We start from the raw sequence: 20611 nt of genomic DNA on the forward strand, positions 1-20611 counted from the left end.
TAGAAAAAAACCGCTTCCAAAAGAAAGCGGTTTCAATTTTATCTAAAATTCCAATTAAAATATCGCAGGATATTTCTCAGGATTTGTTTCATTAAATAGTGCATAAATTCTTTCAACCATATCGTCTGAAGATGGCTTGCTGAAATAATCTCCATCACTTGCATACGCAGGTCTGTGATCGTTTGCAGCAATCGTTAACGGATCAGAATCTAAAAATCTGAATGCTTTTTGCTTTTCTAAAATTTGTTGAAGAATAAACGCTGAAGTTCCTCCTTCTACATCTTCGTCAATTACGACCAATCTGTTGGTTCTCTTTACGCTTTCAGCAATTTCGTTGGTTAAATCGAAAGGAATCAATGACTGAACATCAATAACTTCTGCAGAGATTCCTAGTTTTTCTAGTTCTTCTGCTGCCTCCATTACCACTCTCCAAGTTGAACCGTATGTTACCAACGTAACATCTTTTCCTTCTTTAGTTACTTCAATTTTTCCTACAGGAACAGTGAATTCACCTAAGTTATCTGGTTGTTTTTCTTTTAATCTGTATCCGTTCAGACATTCAACAATCACCGCTGGATCATCACTTTGAAGCATCGTGTTGTAGAATCCGGCAGCTTTCGTTAAGTTTCTTGGAACTAATACCAAGATTCCTTTTGAAAGGTTTAGAATTCCCGCCATTGGAGAACCTGAATGCCAAACTCCTTCTAATCTGTGACCTCTTGTTCTGATGATTACAGGAGATTTCTGACCTCCTTTTGTTCTGTACTGAACTGTCGCCAAATCATCACTCATTCCCTGTAAACAGTACAAGATATAATCTAAATATTGGATCTCAGCGATAGGTCTTAAACCTCTCATCGCCATTCCGATTCCCTGACCTAAAATGGTTGCTTCACGGATTCCTGTATCAGCAACACGAACGTCTCCATACTTTTCCTGCATTCCTTCTAATCCTTGGTTTACGTCACCGATATTTCCGGCATCTTCACCAAACACTAACGTTTCAGGATATTTTTCAAATATTTTATCAAAGTTATTTCTAACTACTACCCTTCCGTCTACATCTTCCGAAGCATCAGAATAAACGGGTTTGATCTCTTTAATATTTTCAGCTTTCCACTGAGACTGAGAATATAAGTGAGAAGAATAATTATCCTTTTCTACCTCAAAAATCTCATTGTATTTCTGCATCAACTGATTTCTTTCTGCAGAATTTGTTCCTCTTGTCGCCAATAAAGATCTTCTCACCAAATGGAAAACATCTTTCTTAGCTTTTGAAACTAATTTATTGAACTGACCAATGTAATTTTCAATCTCCGTATTCTGTCCTTTTAGATTTTCAACTAAAGGCAATACTCCATGAACTAAATCAGTAATTGTTTTCTGGTAACTTTCCCAAGCAATTTTTTGCCCTGCTTTTACCGTTTTCTTTGTTTCTTCATCTATCGCATCCAATTCTTCAACCGTTGCAATGATCTCTTCTTTTCCTTCAATTTCGATGGAATAATTTAAGATCCATTCTCTGAATTTCACCAATCCGTCAAACTGAGATTCCCAAGCTAAACGCTCTTCGTTCTTATATCTTTCGTGAGATCCTGAGGTAGAGTGACCTTGGGGCTGAGTAACTTCAATCACGTGAACCACTACAGGAACGCTTTCCATTCTTGCAAATTGTTCAGCTCTTGCGTACGCATCCAATAATGCAGGATAATCCCAAGCTTTCACCTGAATAATCTCACAACCTTGGTTTTCGCCTTCATTTCTCTGGAAACCGCTTAACATTTCAGCAATGTCAGCTTTTGCTCTCTGATTTTTAGTAGGAACAGAAATTCCGTATCCGTCATCCCAAATAGAAACAATCATAGGAACCTGAAGCGCACATGCCGCATTCAAAGTTTCCCAGAAATGCCCTTCTGCTGTAGAAGCATCTCCGATGGTACCAAAAGCAACTTCGTTACCCTCTTTTGAGAATTTCTCAGAACCTTCAAATTTTACTGATTTATAAACTTTCGAAGCTTGTGCCAACCCTAATAATCTAGGCATTTGTCCAGCCGTTGGAGAAATATCAGAAGAAATGTTTTTCTGTGCTGTAAGATCTTTCCAGCTTCCGTCTTCATTTAAACTTCTTGTTGCGAAGTGCCCATTCATCTGTCTTCCCGCTGATGCAGGTTCTCTTTCAACACTTGTATCTGCGTATAATTGTGCAAAGAAACTCCCAACTGTCAAAGCATCAATCGCTAATGCAAAAGTCTGGTCTCTGTAATATCCTGAACGGAAGTCTCCATTTTTGAAAACTTTCGCCATTGCCAACTGTGGTAACTCTTTACCGTCACCAAAAATACCAAATTTAGCCTTTCCTGTAAGAACTTCTCTTCTGCCCAAATAAGACATTTCACGAGAGATTCTCCCTAACTTATAATCTTCAAGTATCTGATTTTTAAAATCTTGAAAGGAAATCTGCTGAGTTTCAATATAGGTTGTTTGCATAGCCAATATAAAAAAAATTTTAGTTTTTGAAGTATTTTGCTAATATACACTTTTTAAATTAATTTTAATTTTTATTAATCTTTTTTAAAAATTTGATAATGAAGGAAATTCTGGTTTAGTTTGATTAAATTTACAATTATGGAAAAAAAGTCGCCTCATATCCTCAATGCATCAAGTAATTTGTTAGGGTTTTCCCTGCTTATAATTACTTCTTTGAAAATTACTAAAATAAGTGGCAATACTTATTTAGACGAGTTTGCAGCTGTTTCATGTATCCTTTTTGCCTGTAGCTGTTTCTTCTCTTTTCTGTCTATCCGAACGAATAATGAAAAGCAGGAAATTAAATATGAGACTATTGCGGATTATTTATTTTTAATCGCTTTATTTTGCGTCGTCTTGGCTGTTATTATTGTAACTATTAGGATTATTTGATTGAAAATTTCTAATAAATTAAATGATTTAACATAATAATTCTCACTTTTTAGCTACAAATACTAAGATATTATGATAAATTCAGGCTACCAAACTCAATTATTAAAAAAATATTCATTTTTTTTTCAATCCTATTCTTACACAAATACTGTTTTAATTTCATAGGTAGGTGATAAATACACATTCCATTATACTATCGTGAGCTACTCCTGATAAACAAAACAATAATAAAACAATTCATCGCTTGATGAATTAAATTATCAAATAAATCATTTTTAAGTGAAATCATTGAATTATATGTAAATAATTAACTTAAAATAAACTTAAAACGTATTTTTTACCGAATTTTTCTATTAAGTTTGTAAAATATTATCAATAAAAAAACATTTTACAAAACGCTCAAAATGAAAAAAATTATTTTAATTGCTCCTCTATTAGTGAGCAGTATCTATTATGCGCAAATTGGGATTAATACCAGCAATCCTCAAACAGCCTTTCATATAGACGGGGCTAAGGACAATGCAACATCTGGCGCACCCACCGCTACACAACAGGCGAATGATATTGCTGTAACTTCTACAGGAAATCTAGGTATTGCAACCATATCTCCTACTGAAAAGCTGGATATTGCTTCCGGAAACGCCCGTATTAGGGGAATTAATGCAAATATAGGGGTAGGAGGTACAGACAGAGTGGTTGTCGCAGATGCTACCGGTGTGTTGAAGACGATCAATTTTAATGCATATGGTTTATTTCATGCACGTTTAACGGGATCGCAAAGTCTCGCTGCTAATACGTTAACCACTTTATTATTCAGTACTCCGCTATCCACTTCTCCATATTATAACTACAACACAACTACCGGAACACTAACGTTCAATCAACCAGGAAACTACATCGTTACATTACAGGCAAGTTTCTCTGATTGTGCTGCCGGAACCCAGTTGGTTTTGGGGATAAGACCGATACCTGATGCCGCTTATCTGGGAAGAGGAAGTCATTACACAGGTGCTGCAACTGCCGGAACCATTGGAGAATTAATGAATTACACAACCTTAATAGTTGTACCGGCTGCTGGCTATCAAGTTCGATTAACTGCAGCTTCCAATGCAGCCTCTACCGTCTTAGCCACCGAAACAGGAGCTACAGGAAGTGGAAATGTAACCAACGTAACTATACAAAAAATTTAAAATCTGAAACAACATAAGTAAAAAACGGAACTTTATAAAGTTCCGTTTTTTTTATGATAACAATGTTTTGAAGCTAAATAATACTCTACTTCTATTGAATAGCATTTTTAATCGTTCGCTCGTCAACTGAGATAGGAATGGCAGTATATTAAAACATATTGTGCTTCGTATGAAATTCTATTTGCAATTTTCAATCATATCATTTTATTTATGACAATTAATGAAACTATGCAAAACATACTTATTTAGCTCTTATCGTTAAAAAAAGATACATTTCTCTACTTTTTAACAAAAATTAAATATAGATTAAATCTAAAACATGCATATTTAATAAATAATTTATTTCCCTACTTTTGCAAGCATAAACAAATGTAGAAATAAAACACTTTTATAATGAATTTCGAAGTTCTCTTAAAAAATTCCCCTCCCTCTTCTTGCACTCTTATAATTCCCTCTATTTCTATTCGTTTATAAAGATCTTTCTAATAATCGTCTCGATTAATTATAACATTTAAAAAAAACATTTTTATGAAAAAAATTCTCTCATTAGGAGCTTTAGCAATGATTTTATTCACTAAAGCTCAAGTAGGGATAGGAACGCCTACTCCCAACAATTCTGCTATGTTAGATATCCAATCTAGCAATAAAGGTTTTCTCCCTCCAAGAATGTCTCTTCTGAATGAAACTGATGGAACAACTATTCCTACACCGGCTAATGGTTTACTGGTTTTCCACACGGGAACAACACTTTCCGGTCCGGGTATTTATACTAATTTAGGAACACCATCATCACCCAAATGGTCTTTATTACAAGCACAAAACTCAAATTCTGGATCTACAGCTAGTAAAATGTCATATAAAGGCGAGGCAGATCCTAGCAAAACAGTCTCTGCAGGAAATCTCGAGTTTAGAATAAGATTTCAATCAGGAAGTGTTTATCTTGAAGCAAGAAGAAAATCTGCGCCAGCAGCTACAATAATTTATTATTCTACTGTATTTAATGGTAGTGGTAATTATACCATGACTTTTACTCCTGCTAACTGGAATACTTGGCAAACTTTTGATATTGCCGGAGGAAATGGAGCTTTACAATCACAAGGATTCTTGATTTATATCAGTTCTCTTGACGATCGTTTATTTTATCATGTAGAAATGAATTCAAGATATGGCAATGCAGATGCCAGTCAAAAATATTGGGCATTTGTTGTCGTACTATATTAAGAAGGGTCCTATTTAATTGTAAAGCATCATATACTGTACTTAAACTGGTGCTAAAAAAACGTTCTCTTTATTTTACGAGTCTCAATTTATTACGTACAATATTAATTACATTTTAAAACATTTTTATGAAAAAATACTTCTCTTTACTAGCAATCATATTAGCTACTTTTACACTAGCCCAAGTAGGCATAGGAACAGCTGTTCCCAACAATTCGGCTATGTTAGATGTACAATCTTCCAATAAAGGCTTTCTACCTCCAAGAATTTCTCTACTGAGCGAAACTGATGGAACAACGATCCCATCACCCGCCAATGGTTTAATCGTTTTCCACACAGGAGGAGGATTAAATGGTTCTGGTATTTACAGTAATTTAGGAACACCATCGTCACCCAAATGGTCATTATTGCAAGCGCAAAATTCTTCATCAGGTGCTACAACTGCTAAAATGTCATATTCTGGTGAACCAGATCCTACTCGAACGGTTACGATAGGAAATTTAGAATTCAGAATTAGAGCTAACGTTTATTTTGAAATGAGGTTGAGAAAAGCACCTACAGAAAATATAACTTATAATAGCAACAGATTGTCCTGGTATAATAACAGCGCAAATAGTGCACAAGCTTCAGTTACTTTCACCCCAGCCAATTGGAATACATGGCAAGCCTATAATACTTCGGGAAGTGGTGGATCATTTACAGTAGGCTATCAAGTCTATGTGAATTCATTACAAGACCCTACATTTTATGAAATAAAGTTGAATACAAGGTATGGAACTGGTTATGCGAGTTCAGATAAATATTGGAACCAAGTGTATATAGCCTATTAAAAATTGTATTTGATAAACTATAAAACTGAGTGCTAAGAACACTCAGTTTTATTTTATATACAATCGATGTAAATTAGTAGGATTAGAATTTTCTTTCAATTACATAATCCAACATATTATGCAAAGATCTTCTCACTTCCGTATCTGGAAATTCATTCAAAATATCTTTTGCTTTCTGTTGAAACTCTTTCATTATTTTAACAGAATACTCCAACCCTCCCGAGCTTTTAACAAAAGCAATAAGCTCTTTTACTCGTTTTTGGTCGTTGTTATATCGTTTTATGGTATTGAAATAGTATTTTTTGTCTTTTTCGTTGGCAATTGTCAGGGTATAAATTAAAGGCAAGGTCATTTTCTGTTCTTTAATATCAATCCCAACAGGTTTTCCAATAACGTTTGAACTTAGGTAATCAAACAAATCATCTTTAATTTGGAAAGCCATTCCTGTATAGGTTCCGAAATCCTGCATTTTCTTAGCCAATACTTCATCAGCATTATTGGATAAGACCCCGATTTCACAACATGCAGCAATTAAAGTCGCTGTTTTCTGACGGATAATTTCGTAATACACATCTTCTGTAATATCCAGTTTTCTGGCTTTCTCCAATTGAAGAAGCTCGCCTTCAGACATTTCACGTATCGTTCTTGAAATCACGGCTAATAAATCGTAATCTTTATGATCTGTAGATAATAAAACTGATTTTGACAACAGATAATCTCCTACCAAAACCGCAATTTTATTCTTCCACAACGCATTAATAGAGAAAAAATTACGTCTTTTAAAACTTTCATCTACCACATCATCGTGAACAAGAGTTGCCGTATGAATCAGCTCTATCATGGAAGCTCCACGAAAGGTCTTTTCATTTACATCTCCTATTAATTTTGCACATAGGAATACAAACATAGGACGCATTTGTTTTCCCTTAGTTGTAACGATAAAGCGAGTTACCTTATCTAATAAAGGGACTTTACTCTGCATAGATTCATAAAACTTTTGCTCGAAAAGTTTCATTTCCTCATTGATCGGTTGTTTGATTTCTTCTACAATATTCGCCACAATCTGTGTATGATAGATGTATAATTATTAATAATCACAAAGATAATTTTTTTCAGTCAATTTTAAGAGAAATTAATCTTTGAGTTTCTCTTTTGGAACAAAATAAAAACTCTGCTTTGCTCCTCCCAATGGAGAATTGAATTTTTCTCCGGAAATATAGATTCCTTTTTCATCCACAGCAATTCCTTCAATCTGCCCAATCGAGAGCGCACTTCCCAAATAATAATGCGTTGGCTGTTGTTTAAAAAAGACGCCAGGCTCAGTTTCATCAAAGATATCCAAAAACACTTCTGTTTTCTTTGTATACCCTATTAAATAAAGCTTTTTATCAAAATAAGAAGCGTCTGTAACCACAAAATTGGTCTTATAAGATTCTATTTTTTCAGCTTTTTGCTTTTCTGAAATTTCAGGATCTATGATATAATGCGAAGTTGATTTTGAAGCCCATTCTTTGGTGAAGACATGCAGCTTTCCGTTTAAATAAATCATCGCTTCTGCATCGAAGTCATTATTGGTATACTTAGGAATAAATTCCGTTTGTTCCGGATAATAGAATGAAATTATTTTTACCGAATCATTCTTTATTTCACTATTCTGAAAAGGAACTTTATAAATTTCTAAATCTCTTCTGGTTCCTCCATTATTTCCGAAATCTCCGATGTAAAAATTCTTTCCATCATTCGTTAACGCTTCCCAGTCTTTATTTTTAGCATTAATTTTAATTATATTGAGAATATCCCCAGTGTTTTTATCGATCTCAAAAAGTTCGGGAGCGTTTCCGCTGTCATTGAAACTGTATAACTTTCCATCAAAGAAACTTAATCCTGAGGTTTCTTTTAATTTCTCATCTAGATAATTGATTCTGTACTTTCTTATCTTAAGAAAATCAGATTGTTGGGAAAACGAGAGTGTGGAAACGGTTATCGTTATAATCAGAAGAAGCTTTTTCATACAGTAAAAATAAATCTTTTTTTAATTTTTATTTGAACACAAATTTATGCGTTTACTTTATCATTCCGCAGGAATCAAAACTCTACAATTCGTGTTGAGATTCTTCCTTCGTCAGAATGACAAACTGAGTGTTATTATAAGCGTCTAGAGTCATTCAGGTTTTAACTAAAGATATTCTTAAAACAAAAAAAATGGGCTAAAGCCCATTCCTATTGATAATTAATATAAGGTTATAATAGATTATATTTATTACATTAAGCCGATTTCTTATGCATCAGTTTTCGATTTTTCTTTTCCAAATGCTCTCTCTGATATTGTCTTACCGTCTTCCCCGTTCCGTCATGTCTCCAACCTGGAGAATTGAAAAGGTAATTAATTCGGTCAGAAAATTTAAGATTCGGTTGTTTGATGTCTTTCCAGATTTTTCGCCATTCATAGAAAAGAATGGTATCCGGTTTATTATCCGGCATTTTCGGGTAAATTCCATATTTTACAGGAACATTTGGATCTTCTTTTTCAAAGGTTCCAAAAATTTTGTCCCAAATAATAAGGCACATTCCCATATTACGGTCCAGATATTTTATATTACAAGCATGGTGAACACGGTGATGAGAAGGGGTAACCAAAATATATTCTAAAATCCCCATACTTTTTACCGTCTGCGTATGCACCCAGGTTCCGTACACTTGCCCAATTGCATACACTACCATAATATGCCACGGATTAAACCCTAAAAAGGCCAATGGAGAAAAATATAAATATCGGTAAAGTGGCTGTAAAACAGGACTTCTGAAGCCTGTGGTTAAATTAAAATATTCAGAACTGTGGTGCGTAATATGTACCGCCCAAAATGCTCTTGAATGATGGTCTACATAATGCAATACAAAATAGGCAAAATCTGTTACTACGAAACAAATCAACCAATACCAAATATTAAAATCCCAAGAAAACAGTCTGTGATTATAAAAGAAAAACATCACGCCCATGGCAAAGACCTTCATGATAAAGTCTAGCCCAAAGTTCATTAATGCAAGCAAAACACTGGTTGCTACATCTTTTCCATTATAAAGTTTAGCCTCGGAAACGTGGCTATAGATCATCTCAGCTAAAATAACACCGGCAATAAGCGGAATTGACCACGCATACACATTCTCCAACCCATTTTCGCCCAAAAAGTAATCCATCATTACTTATTATTTTTGGTGCAAAGGTAAGATATTAAGAAATCGTTAAGATAATTTTTTATTTTTTTAATAAAATTTTAATCAGCGACTTTATTAGCCAGCTGCCCGCATGCTGCATCGATGTCTCCACCTCTACTTTTTCGGATCATAACGGTAATTCCTGCATTCTCAAGCTGACGAACATAATTTTCTTCTGCCTGTTTGTTGCATTTGTCGTATTTTCCGTCTCCGATTGGGTTATATTGAATTAAATTAACTTTAGAAGGAACTTGCTTACAGTATCTGATCAAAGCTTTAATATCTTCATCACCATCATTAATACCTTTCCATACACAATATTCAAAAGTGATAACAGAACCTGTTTTTTGGTACCAATACTGAAGAGAATCCATAATATCTGTTAACGGAAACTTATCCGAAAACGGCATGATCTCATTACGCTTAGATTCAATAGCAGAGTGAAGGGACAACGCCAATTTCACACGCAATTCATCATCAGCCAACATCTTGATCATCTTTGGAATTCCTGATGTAGAAACGGTAATTCTTCTTGGAGACATTCCCAAACCTTCCGGCTGGGTGATTTTTCGGATGGCTTCTACTACGTTTTTGTAATTCATCATCGGCTCTCCCATTCCCATAAAAACAATATTGGAAAGCGGTCTGTCGAAATACATTTTACTCTGGCTATCAATCAGGGCAACCTGATCTACAATTTCAGCAACTTCAAGATTTCTCATTCTTTTCAGTCTTGCCGTAGCGCAGAATTCGCAGTTTAACGAGCATCCAACCTGTGAAGAAACACAAGCTGTAGTTCTTGTTTCTGTAGGAATCAAAACAGATTCTACCAATAAACCGTCGTGAAGCTTCACTCCGTTTTTAATGGTTCCGTCTGTACTTCTTTGAAGCTGATCAACAGAAACAGGATTAATAGTATATTCTTCGGAAATTCTTTCACGAAGAGTTTTCGAAAGATTCGTCATTTCATCAATCGAATGGAGATTTTTGCTCCACAACCAGTCATAAACCTGCTTAGCACGAAACGGCTTTTCTCCTAATGTCAAAAAGTAGTCATTAAGCTGGTTCAGGGATAAAGTACGGATATCTTTCATTATAGGGTTTAGGTATTAGGATCTAGGGACAAACTAAGCCCTAAATCCTATTTCCTATTATCTTTTTATAAAATTAACATGGCATCGCCGTAAGAATAAAACTTGTATTTTTCTTTTACAGCTTCTTCATAGGCATGCATAATAAACTCTCTTCCAGCAAACGCTGCAATCATCATTAGTAATGTAGATTTTGGCGTGTGGAAGTTAGTAATCATTGTATTAGCAACTCCAAAATCGTGAGGCGGATAAATAAATTTATTTGTCCAACCATTGAAAGCAGAGATTTTTTTGTTTGAAGAAACAGAAGTTTCCAATGCTCTCATTGTAGTTGTTCCTACCGCACAAACTCTTCTGTGCTCGTCTACCGCTCTGTTGATGATGTCTGCATTTTTCTCATCAATGATGATTTCTTCAGACTCCATTTTATGCTTAGAAAGATCTTCAACTTCAATTGGGTTGAAAGTTCCTAAACCTACGTGAAGCGTAACCTCAGCAAAATCAATTCCTTTGATTTCTAATCTCTTCATTAAATGTCTAGAGAAGTGTAAACCAGCAGTTGGTGCCGCTACCGCTCCTTCAATTTTAGCATAGATCGTCTGATATCTTTCAGCATCTTCAGGTTCTACTGATCTTTTGATATATTTTGGAAGTGGAGTTTCTCCTAATTCTTTTAATTTAGTTCTGAATTCTTCGTAAGAACCATCGAATAAGAATCTCAATGTTCTTCCTCTAGAAGTCGTATTATCAATAACCTCAGCTACCAAAGATTCGTCTTCTGTAAAGAATAACTTGTTACCAATTCTTATTTTTCTTGCCGGGTCTACCAAAACATCCCAAACACGAGTTTCTTTATCAAGCTCTCTTAAAAGGAAAACTTCAATTTTAGCTCCTGTTTTTTCTTTATTTCCGTAAAGACGTGCAGGGAAAACCTTTGTATTGTTGAAAATAAATAAGTCTTTTTCATCAAAATAATCAACCACATCTTTAAATAATTTATGTTCGATAGTTTGTGTTTTTCTGTCAAGAACCATTAATCTAGACTCATCTCTGTGCTCTGATGGGTGTTCTGCCAATAATTCCTCAGGAAGATCAAAATTAAAATCTGATGTTTTCATTTTTTAAATTACGGTTTAAAAATTTAATGAAATTACAAGGTGTAATTTTCGAGTTGCAAATATACGACATTGAATACCCCTTTGTCAAGTATTATTTAACAAACCTGTCAAATGGTTAAATATCAGTAGTCTTTTGAATGCAAAAAAGATGTAATTTGGCTCTTTAAAAATCAGTAATACATGAGTAAATATTCACTTGAAGCTTTCGTCAACGAAACAAAAGAAAATCCTTTAGAAAGAGATTATTTCGAACTTGAAAAACCTCAGCTTTTGGAGATTAACCTTAATAACCAATCGGTATGGACAAAAAAAGGAAGCATGGTAGGCTATGTTGGAAATATCAACTTTGAAAGACAGGGAATGATGTCTGGAGGATTGGGAAATATCCTGAAAAAAGCCATCAGTGGAGAAGGTTCTAAACTGATGAAAGCAGAAGGCTCAGGAAGATTATATGTAGCTGATGCAGGAAAAAGAGTTCGCATACTTTATTTAAACAATGAATCTGTTTGCGTGAACGGAAATGATGTATTAGCCCACGAATACAATATAAAAAGTGATATTACTATGCTAAAAAGTATCGCCGGAGTAATGTCAGGTGGATTATTTCAAGTGAAACTATCAGGAACCGGACATATTGCGATCACCACTCACGGAGATCCTATCACTCTATTGGTTACTCCAGACGCTCCCGTTTTCACAGATCCTAATGCTACAGTTGCCTGGTCCGGAAATTTAAAGCCGGAATTAAAAACAAATATTTCTTTTAAAAGTTTGATAGGAAGAGGAAGCGGAGAAGAATTCCAGATGAAATTTTCAGGAAACGGATGGGTTGTTATTCAGCCTTACGAAGAGGTGTATTCAATCGACAAGTAATTTACAATGATATAAAAGGTGCACTCATGAAAAATATATTCATAGCCTTAGTTTTATTAATCGCAAATACAGCGCACTCACAAATCCAGAATGTAGAAAAGGTAATCGATTCTTGTGTACAAAAAGATAATTTCAATGGAAGTGTATTGCTCGCAAAAAACGGTAATATTGAATTATTAACGTATAAAGGGTTGGCCAACCGACATTATAATATCAGCTTTTCAGACGAGACACGATTTCATATTTTCTCCTTAACGAAAACTTTTACCGCTGTGCTTATTATGCAACTGTATGAAAGAGGAAAAATCAATCTGGATGCTACGATTTCAACGTATTATCCCGAATATAAAGGAGAAGCGGCAAAAAAAGTAACCATAAGAAATTTATTGACCTACAGCAGCGGAAGAGATCATAAAGACATCAGCTCACCGGAACTCATTCATCAGGCTTATGATAATACCATTTGGGATCTGGATACTTTTATCAGCACTTTTTTATCTGAAAAACTGATTGATAAACCAGGAACAAAGTTTAGCTATAACAATGGAGATTTTATACTGCTCGGAAAAATCATCGAGAAGATCTACAACAAACCGTATGAACAGGTTTTAAAAGAACAAATATTAGATCCTCTGAAAATGCAGAACACCGGATTTTTGCATCATAATGATATCATTAAGAATATTGATGAAGGCTACACTGCTGATGAGTCTGATGCTTTTGCCCTGCATATGCCCACTAATGCCTATATAGACAATCTGTATTCGGCCGGAGCAATGTATTCAACTCCAAAAGATCTTTTGATTTTTGATCAGGCTGTATTTAACCATACTCTGATTAAAAAAACAACGTTGGACACTATGCTGACTCCCAATAAAAAGCTTGGAGATGTAGCTTTTGGTTTTTGGGTGTATCCTAAAAAATTTGGTTCAGTAGATACTTTATTTGCAGAACGCCAAGGCGAAGGCTACGGACACAGTGCTAATTGGGTACATCTTATCGACAAAAATGTTACGTTGATTATTTTATCCAATACAAAAGATATTAAATATTTAAACAAGATGAGAGAAAAAGTGATTGCAGCATACTATGGTCAATGATTGTGCACCGAAACAATAAGTTATTTAAATTTTTAAGCAAAAAGGTCTGTTTTATAATATAGAACAGACCTTTTGTTTAAAATAAAATAAAAACATTCACAGATAGCCATTAATTGCTTTATCCATGGTCATAATTTGATCCAATCAGCTTTTTACTATTAAAATTTTAATATCTTTAAAATAAAAATACATAGATGGATAATTCCCGTAGAAACTTTATTAAAACTACCGCATTGGCCACTTTTGGAGCCCTTGTTTTACCTAATTCTTTATTCGCTTATTCTGAAACTTTTACATCCGACAAAAAAATCCGTGTAGGTTTTATCGGAGTCGGACTGCGTGGGCGTGAGCATGTAAAATTATTGGCCAAACGCAATGATGTTGAAATTATAGCCTTTGCAGATCCCAGTAAAATCATGTTATCCGAATGTCAAAAAATACTGAAAGAGAATGGTAAACCTGTCGCAAAAGAGTTTTCTAATGGTGAATATGACTATCGAAATTTATTAAAGCTAAACAATATAGACGCCGTAGTAATTGCAACGCCTTGGGAATGGCATTTACCACAAGGTGTAGAAGCCATGCGTGCCAAGAAAATCGTGGGAATGGAAGTTTCCGGAGCAATCAAGCTGGAAGATTGCTGGGAGTTTGTAAAAGCTTACGAAGAAACAAAAGTTCCTATCTATATGATGGAAAACGTATGCTACCGCAGAGACCTCATGGCAGTTCTCAATATGGTTCGTAAAGGAATGTTCGGGGAACTCGTGCATGGAAGAGGTGGTTATGAGCATGATTTGCGTGGCGTCTTATTTAATGATGGAGTTACTCCGTATAACTCAGGAGTGGAATTTGGAGCAAAAGGATTCAGCGAAGCAAAATGGAGAACAGAACATTATGTGAAAAGAAATGGAGAACTCTACCCTACTCACGGACTAGGGCCAGTTTCTATGATGATGAACGTTAACCGTGGAAACAGATTAACAAGATTATCTTCATTTTCATCAAAATCTGTAGGACTTCATAAATATATTGTAGACCATGCAAAAGGCGGAGAAAATCATCCGAATGCCAAAGTAAAATTCAATCAGGGAGATATTGTAACCACCCAAATCGCCTGTGAAAACGGAGAAACCATTCTTCTGACTCACGATACAAGCTTGCAGAGACCTTATGATCTGGGATTCAGAGTACAGGGCACAGAAGGACTTTGGCAGGATTTCGGATCCGGAGAATTTAATGATGGACACATTTATTTTGAAAAAAAAATGAACCACAGTCATAAGTGGGACAATCCTGAAAAATGGCTCACCGAAAACGATCATCCCATGTGGAAGAAATATGAAAATATGGCCAATGGTGCGGGCCATGGCGGAATGGACTTCTTTGTGATGAATACTTTTATAGAATGTATCAAACAAAATATAGAATTCCCAATGGATGTGTATGATCTGGCGACATGGTACTCTATTACTCCATTAAGCGAAAAATCCATCGCACAGGGAGGTCAGGTAGTTGACATTCCTGATTTCACAAAAGGACAATGGAAAAATCGTAAACCTATATTCGGAATGACAGATGATTTCTAAAAAAACACTTCTTATATTGGCCGGAGGCTTAGGAAGCCGATACAAAGGTCTGAAACAAGTAGACGGAATTCTAGAGAATGGCTCACCTCTTATGGAATATTCTCTCTATGACGCTTTGCAAGCAGGTTTTAATAAAATAGTGGTCGTATTCAACCGCTTTATTCCTGAAAGTTATATTGAAAGACTTGAAAAAATATCGAAAAACAACCATTTCGAACTGCATATTGTTTATCAGGATCAGGAAATGTTTGTACCCGAAAGTTATAACCATTCTACCCGACAAAAGCCTTGGGGAACGGGGCACGCTATTCTTTGTGCAAAAAATGTCATCGATGAAACGTTCACCGTCATTAATGCAGATGATTTTTATGGAAAGGAAGTTTATCAGCTCGCTTCAACAGAAATTGATCTTGGAAATATCTCTGACTCACAATTTGAAATTGTTGCCTATCCATTAGCAACCACATTGAGTGAAAACGGGACAGTTGCAAGGGGAATTTGCACCCTGGATTCTGAGAATTATCTGATAAAAGTTGAAGAACAAACCTCCATTCGGAAAGAAGGCAATACCATTATTTATATTGAAAATGGAAAAGATATAAAAGTAGATCCTGAAACTTTGGTCTCCATGAACTATTTTGTATTTCATCCTACCATTTTCGATTCTTTGGAGCAGTATTTTAATGATTTTATTCAATCCGACCCTTTACCCAAAGAAGAATTTTATATTCCTTCTGCTGTTCAAAGAATGATGGATGAAAACAAAGTAAAAGTTCTGGTAAAATCTTCACCTTCACAATGGATGGGAATGACGTATGCAGATGATAAAGAAATTATTAAAAACTATCTTGAAAAAGAAATTCAAAAAAACCGATATCCTCAAAATTTATGGAAGTAGACCATATTGTTAAAAAATTTATTGCTACCGAAAACTATACGCTTACTCCTATCATCAACGGATTAATCAATGTAACTTTTATTGTAGAAAATAAAGACACTCATCAAAAATTTATCTTACAGAATATTAATAATCAAGTATTTAAGAATACAGATTCCATTATCATTAATCATTTACAGGTTAATTGTTTGCTACAATCCAATGACTATCAATTGGATATCATCAAACCTATTCTTTCGCTGTCAAAAGATTTTTTGGTACAGGATGAAAATTTACAACCCTGGAGAATGCAAAGCTTCGTGGAAGACAGTGTGACTTTTATTAAAGTTCCTTCATCGGATATTGCCTTTGAAGCTGCCAAAGCATTCAGTCATTTTCTTGACGTTGTAAACACAGGCACACTTCCCAATATTGAAGATACGTTACCCAATTTCCTTAATTTTGAGAAAAGAGTACAGGATTATAAAGAAGCATTGAAAAATGCAGATCCTCAATTTTCAGAAAAGGCCAGCGCTGAAATAGAACTTACCAACCAATTTTTGTCTTTACCCAATAAGTGGATTGAAATGGTGAATAATAATCAGCTTCCTAAAAGAATCATTCATGCCGATGCTAAAATCAGCAATATTCTTTTTGATGAAAATCATGAGGCATTGGCCGTTATTGATCTTGATACCGTGATGGTTTCAACCATTCTCTATGACTTCGGAACAATGATCCAATCTTACACCAACATCACCAATGAAGATGACGGAAGTGCTGAAAATAATTTTAATCCCGAAATTTATAATGCGGTTAAAAACGGATTTTTATTTCATTTAAAAGAAAAGCTAAGTCCGGAAGAATCTGCCCACCTTGATTATGCAGCTCAAGTTGCCATTTATATTCAGGAGATTCGTTTTCTGACGGATTATTTAAATGGAAGTATTTACTATTCAACCCAATATTCTGAACATAATTTGGATCGAACGAAAAATCAATTGGAACTTTTGAAAGGACTGAATGAGTTTTTGGGCCGAAGAGTGTTTTAGTGTTTTAGTGTTTTAGTGTTGGAAAGTTATAAAATTTTAAAGATGCTTCGACTTCGCTCAGCATGACATTTCTAATACTAACCGCCTAATTTAGCTGTAAATTTTTAGCGCTGTCATGCTGAGCGAAGTCGAAGCATCTCTACAAAATAAATCTAAATTCCTCTGGAATCACAAACTTACTGTTAAATTTCAACTATTTAACAGTAAGCTCAGCTCAGTATAGTTTAATCATTTATAAAAAATTCAAAATGGCCTTCCACTCTTCATACTTTTTTTCAAAAGAAACCGTGTGTAATGGGCTTGTTGAAGGCAATAAAATAATAGGAAGTTTATAGTTCTTTCCTAAAATTTTCTGCAGGTTTTTATAGGATTTTCCACCATTACAGAAAATGGCTTTTACGTTTGGATATTGTTCCAACAGTTCTCCAATTTGATTGGCTTCTTCGTTTTTTATTTCAGAGTCAAGGCTTCCTTTTCTTTCGCAGGAATCAATGACATCCCAAATAGCAATATGATGCTTTGTTAAGGTCGCAACTCTTTCAGGATAATTTTCTGTAACCTCTTCACTGAATAATTCAAAAATAATTTTCCAGAATTTATTTTGAGGATGCGCGTAATATTGTTGTTTTTCTAACGATTTCACACCGGGAATGGAACCTAAAATTAAAATCTTAGATTGATCGTCAATGAAGGGTGGAAATGATGAGATTCTGTTTTCCATGATTCAAATATATACATTTTGGCTAAAGCCAATCGATTACCAACAAACAAAAAGCGGGCTAAAGCCCGCTCCTATTGATATTTTTAAATAATTAAATTCGATTACAATTTAATTATAACGTTTCTTTCAACCAATCAAAGAATTCTCTCTGCCAAACTAAACCGTTTTGCGGATGTAGCACCCAGTGATTTTCGTTAGGGAAATAAACTAATTTAGATTTCAACCCTCTTAATTTAGCCGCTTGGAAAGCTTCCTGACCTTGTTCGTAAGGAACACGGAAATCTATTCCACCCTGGAAAATCATAATTGGCTTATTCCATTTGTCTACAAAATTACTTGGGTTAAATTCTGTATATGCTTTTGGAAGTGGCTTTTCCCATGGAGAACCTAAGTCCCAATTCGCAAACCAAAGTTCTTCCGTTGTTAAATACCAAGATTTCATATCAAATAATCCATCGTGAGCGATGAACGTTTTGAATCTGTTTTCGTGAATTCCAGCCAACATAAATACGCTGTACCCACCATAACTAGCGCCAACCGCTGCTACTCTACTTCCATCAACATATGGTAACGTTTTCGCATAGTCTGTTGCTGCTAAGTAATCTCTCATCGGTTGTCCGCCCCAGTCTTTAGAAATTTCTTCATTCCATTTTGTTCCCCATCCCGGCATTCCGCGACGGTTTGGTGCTACCACGATATATCCGTTCGCTGCCATTAAAGCAAAGTTCCATCTTGTGCTGAAAAATTGTGTTAATGCAGATTGAGGACCTCCCTGACAATATACTAATGTTGGATATTTTTTATTAGGATCAAAGTTTGGCGGATAATGGAACCATACGCCCATTTCTTTTCCGTCTGTAGTTTTCACCATCTTCAATTCAGATTTCCCCTGAGCCAATTTAGAATACATGTCTTTATTAGCTTCGGTAACCTGCTTCATTTCACCATTTTTCAGATTAACTGAGAAAAGGTCTGTTGCATGGTTTACATCTGTTCTTCCAACAACCAAAGAGTTTTTGTTATCTGCAAAAATCTCGTTGACATCAAAATCTCCTTTTGTAATTTGTTGAACTTTCGCATTTTTAGGATCTAAAGAAAACAATTGTTTTGTTCCTCTGAAAGCTGCTGTGAAGTAAATTACTTTAGAATCTCCACCCCAGAAAACATCTCCGGAAACACTTTCGTCCCAACCGCTTGTAAGATTTGAAGTTTTACCTGATTTCCAGTCCATCAATTTGATGTCATTTTTATCAGCCTCATATCCGTCTCTTTCCATACTCTGCCAAACCAACGACTTTCCATCCGGACTGAATTTTGGATTTACATCATATCCTTTATTCGTTTCCGTTAGGTTTTTAGTTGCTCCAGAAGCCAGATCGTAAGCGAAGATATCGGTATTGGTACTTGTTGAATATTCTTTACCACTTTTCGGTTTTGTAACATATAAAAGTTGAGAAGAATCCGGGCTCCAGATAAAATCTTCTGCACCACCAAAAGGTCTCTGAGGAGAATCCCAAGCTTTACCATCCAATAAATCTTTTGCAGCATCTGCTTTATCAGAAGTATTTACTACAAAAACGTGGTTATATTTTCCTTCATTAAAATAATCCCAGTGTCTGTGGTTTAGGTCTGTATAAACCTGCGCAGTAGTTTTTGGAGTATCAGCATATTTATCTTTCCCCATTAATTTTTCCACTAAAACCTGCTTGCTGAAAGCAATTTTCTTTCCGTCCGGAGAAATTACAATATTATCAGCTTCCCCGATCGTATAAAACTCAGTCCAGGTTTTTCCGCTGTCTTTTGAAAGATAGATAATATCTCCTTCCTGAGCGTAAATACCGTTCTTATCCCACTGAATAAGAGCTTTTTTACCAAAATCTATTTTAGAAGCTTGATTATTAAGAACATTTAGAAAATAGTTCTCACTTTTTGTTTTTTCCGTTTTTAGATCTACCTGCCCTACTTTATAAATAAGTGAAGACTGATCTGGTGAAACAGCCTGTACTCCTACTTTTTTCAAAGTCCAAAGAATTTCAGGCGTCATTAGTTGTTGTGCATTCATTAAAAGCGGAGCTGCCAAAGCCAGCAGACTGTACTTAAGTTTCATATATTGATATTCATTTTTGTTACGGACTTATGAAATCGCATCATGATTTCAGTAAATCCCTATTAATTCAAAGATGCCCAAAGTTAATGTTTATCTTAAAATTAAGCGAAAGAATTAACGTTTATGTTTGAAACAAAAAAATCCGCCAATAAAAAACTGGCGGATGTATATTTGATATGAATTTATTATTTTAATCCTTATCTGCAAACATTGAATTTGCAAGAGAGGTAATAAAGGAAAGCAAGATACTGAAAATAAATGCCCACCAGAAACCTTTTACATGCATACTGTCAATAAAATAATCAGTCATTAAAATCATAATCGCATTGATCACCAAAGCGAAAAATCCTAATGTTATAATCGTAAGAGGAAACCCTAATATACTTAATATTGGTTTAACGATAATATTAAGAACCCCTAAAACAATAGCAAAAATAATGGCCGTTGAAAAGCTTTCAAAATATACTCCCGGTAAAATTTTAGTTAACAGAAATGCAACGATTGCCGTTATAAAAAGTCGAATGATTAAATTCATAATAATTAATTTTAAAGTTGCCATTTAGCTTGCAAATGCTGTTCCATTCAGGATAAACATCTTTAATTAAATAACTTTTTTAACGAAAAACTAAAGCTTTTTAATTGAATTTTAAGTAATAATATTTTGATTATCAATTCAATTTATTAAAATACAAATAAAAACATTCATTTTCATTATT

General features: G+C 34.8%; 17 protein-coding genes. 8 read left to right on the top strand and 9 right to left on the bottom strand.

Annotated features, from left to right (window positions below; all coding sequences use genetic code 11):
- Positions 1-54: 54 nt before the first annotated feature.
- Positions 55-2487 (bottom strand): thiamine pyrophosphate-dependent enzyme, encoded by a 2433-nt coding sequence (locus AMQ68_RS06830; RefSeq protein ID WP_054509819.1) that lies wholly within the window; start codon positions 2485-2487, stop codon positions 55-57.
- An 836-nt stretch (positions 2488-3323) separates the two neighbouring features.
- Between AMQ68_RS06830 and AMQ68_RS06835 the strand changes: the two genes are divergently transcribed.
- From AMQ68_RS06835 to AMQ68_RS06845, 3 genes are all read left to right on the top strand, one after another.
- Entirely contained in the window at positions 3324-4109 is a 786-nt protein-coding gene (locus AMQ68_RS06835; RefSeq protein WP_054509820.1) for a hypothetical protein, read from the top strand.
- A gap of 528 nt (positions 4110-4637) precedes the next feature.
- Entirely contained in the window at positions 4638-5330 is a 693-nt protein-coding gene (locus AMQ68_RS06840; RefSeq protein WP_054509821.1) for a hypothetical protein, read from the top strand.
- A gap of 125 nt (positions 5331-5455) precedes the next feature.
- Entirely contained in the window at positions 5456-6157 is a 702-nt protein-coding gene (locus tag AMQ68_RS06845; RefSeq protein ID WP_054509822.1) for a hypothetical protein, read from the top strand.
- An 82-nt stretch (positions 6158-6239) separates the two neighbouring features.
- Here the strand turns inward: AMQ68_RS06845 and AMQ68_RS06850 are convergent, their stop codons facing one another.
- From AMQ68_RS06850 to queA, 5 genes are all read right to left on the bottom strand, one after another.
- Positions 6240-7217, bottom strand: coding sequence for a polyprenyl synthetase family protein (locus AMQ68_RS06850; RefSeq protein ID WP_054509823.1), 978 nt, complete (start codon positions 7215-7217; stop codon positions 6240-6242).
- A gap of 72 nt (positions 7218-7289) precedes the next feature.
- Positions 7290-8168 (bottom strand): hypothetical protein, encoded by an 879-nt coding sequence (locus tag AMQ68_RS06855; RefSeq protein ID WP_054509824.1) that lies wholly within the window; start codon positions 8166-8168, stop codon positions 7290-7292.
- Between the two features lie 254 nt (positions 8169-8422).
- Complete coding sequence (locus AMQ68_RS06860) at positions 8423-9355, bottom strand: sterol desaturase family protein (RefSeq protein ID WP_054509825.1); 933 nt, start codon at positions 9353-9355, stop codon at positions 8423-8425.
- Between the two features lie 74 nt (positions 9356-9429).
- Complete coding sequence (gene rlmN, locus AMQ68_RS06865; protein WP_054509826.1) at positions 9430-10464, bottom strand: 23S rRNA (adenine(2503)-C(2))-methyltransferase RlmN; 1035 nt, start codon at positions 10462-10464, stop codon at positions 9430-9432.
- Between the two features lie 65 nt (positions 10465-10529).
- The gene (gene queA, locus AMQ68_RS06870; RefSeq protein WP_054509827.1) at positions 10530-11579 is read right to left on the bottom strand and encodes a tRNA preQ1(34) S-adenosylmethionine ribosyltransferase-isomerase QueA; all 1050 of its coding nucleotides are present in this window, start codon (positions 11577-11579) and stop codon (positions 10530-10532) included.
- Between the two features lie 180 nt (positions 11580-11759).
- On the opposite strand from queA, the gene AMQ68_RS06875 reads away from it, so the two are divergent.
- The 5 genes from AMQ68_RS06875 (at position 11760) to AMQ68_RS06895 (ending at position 17067) form a co-directional block, all read left to right on the top strand.
- Entirely contained in the window at positions 11760-12452 is a 693-nt protein-coding gene (locus AMQ68_RS06875) for an AIM24 family protein (RefSeq protein ID WP_054509828.1), read from the top strand.
- Between the two features lie 26 nt (positions 12453-12478).
- Complete coding sequence (locus AMQ68_RS06880; protein ID WP_054509829.1) at positions 12479-13552, top strand: serine hydrolase; 1074 nt, start codon at positions 12479-12481, stop codon at positions 13550-13552.
- A gap of 194 nt (positions 13553-13746) precedes the next feature.
- Positions 13747-15138, top strand: coding sequence for a Gfo/Idh/MocA family protein (locus AMQ68_RS06885; protein WP_054509830.1), 1392 nt, complete (start codon positions 13747-13749; stop codon positions 15136-15138).
- On the top strand, positions 15128-16036 hold the full coding sequence (locus tag AMQ68_RS06890; protein WP_054509831.1) for a sugar phosphate nucleotidyltransferase: 909 nt from the start codon (positions 15128-15130) through the stop codon (positions 16034-16036). Before AMQ68_RS06885 ends, AMQ68_RS06890 begins: the two co-directional genes overlap by 11 nt.
- Entirely contained in the window at positions 16027-17067 is a 1041-nt protein-coding gene (locus AMQ68_RS06895; protein ID WP_054509832.1) for a phosphotransferase enzyme family protein, read from the top strand. Before AMQ68_RS06890 ends, AMQ68_RS06895 begins: the two co-directional genes overlap by 10 nt.
- A 232-nt stretch (positions 17068-17299) precedes the next feature.
- On the opposite strand, the gene AMQ68_RS06900 is transcribed toward AMQ68_RS06895, so the two are convergent.
- The 3 genes from AMQ68_RS06900 to AMQ68_RS06910 form a co-directional block, all read right to left on the bottom strand.
- Positions 17300-17788 carry a DNA-deoxyinosine glycosylase gene (locus tag AMQ68_RS06900; RefSeq protein WP_054509833.1) on the bottom strand — a complete coding sequence of 163 codons (489 nt, stop codon included), beginning with the start codon at positions 17786-17788 and terminating at the stop codon, positions 17300-17302.
- A 112-nt stretch (positions 17789-17900) separates the two neighbouring features.
- Positions 17901-19895: a S9 family peptidase gene (locus AMQ68_RS06905; RefSeq protein ID WP_054509834.1), complete on the bottom strand. Its 1995-nt coding sequence runs from the start codon at positions 19893-19895 to the stop codon at positions 17901-17903.
- 190 nt (positions 19896-20085) lie between these two features.
- Positions 20086-20430 carry a phage holin family protein gene (locus AMQ68_RS06910; RefSeq protein ID WP_054510047.1) on the bottom strand — a complete coding sequence of 115 codons (345 nt, stop codon included), beginning with the start codon at positions 20428-20430 and terminating at the stop codon, positions 20086-20088.
- Positions 20431-20611: the final 181 nt, after the last annotated feature.

Source organism: Chryseobacterium sp. ERMR1:04 (assembly GCF_001297705.1).
Classification (GTDB): domain Bacteria; phylum Bacteroidota; class Bacteroidia; order Flavobacteriales; family Weeksellaceae; genus Chryseobacterium.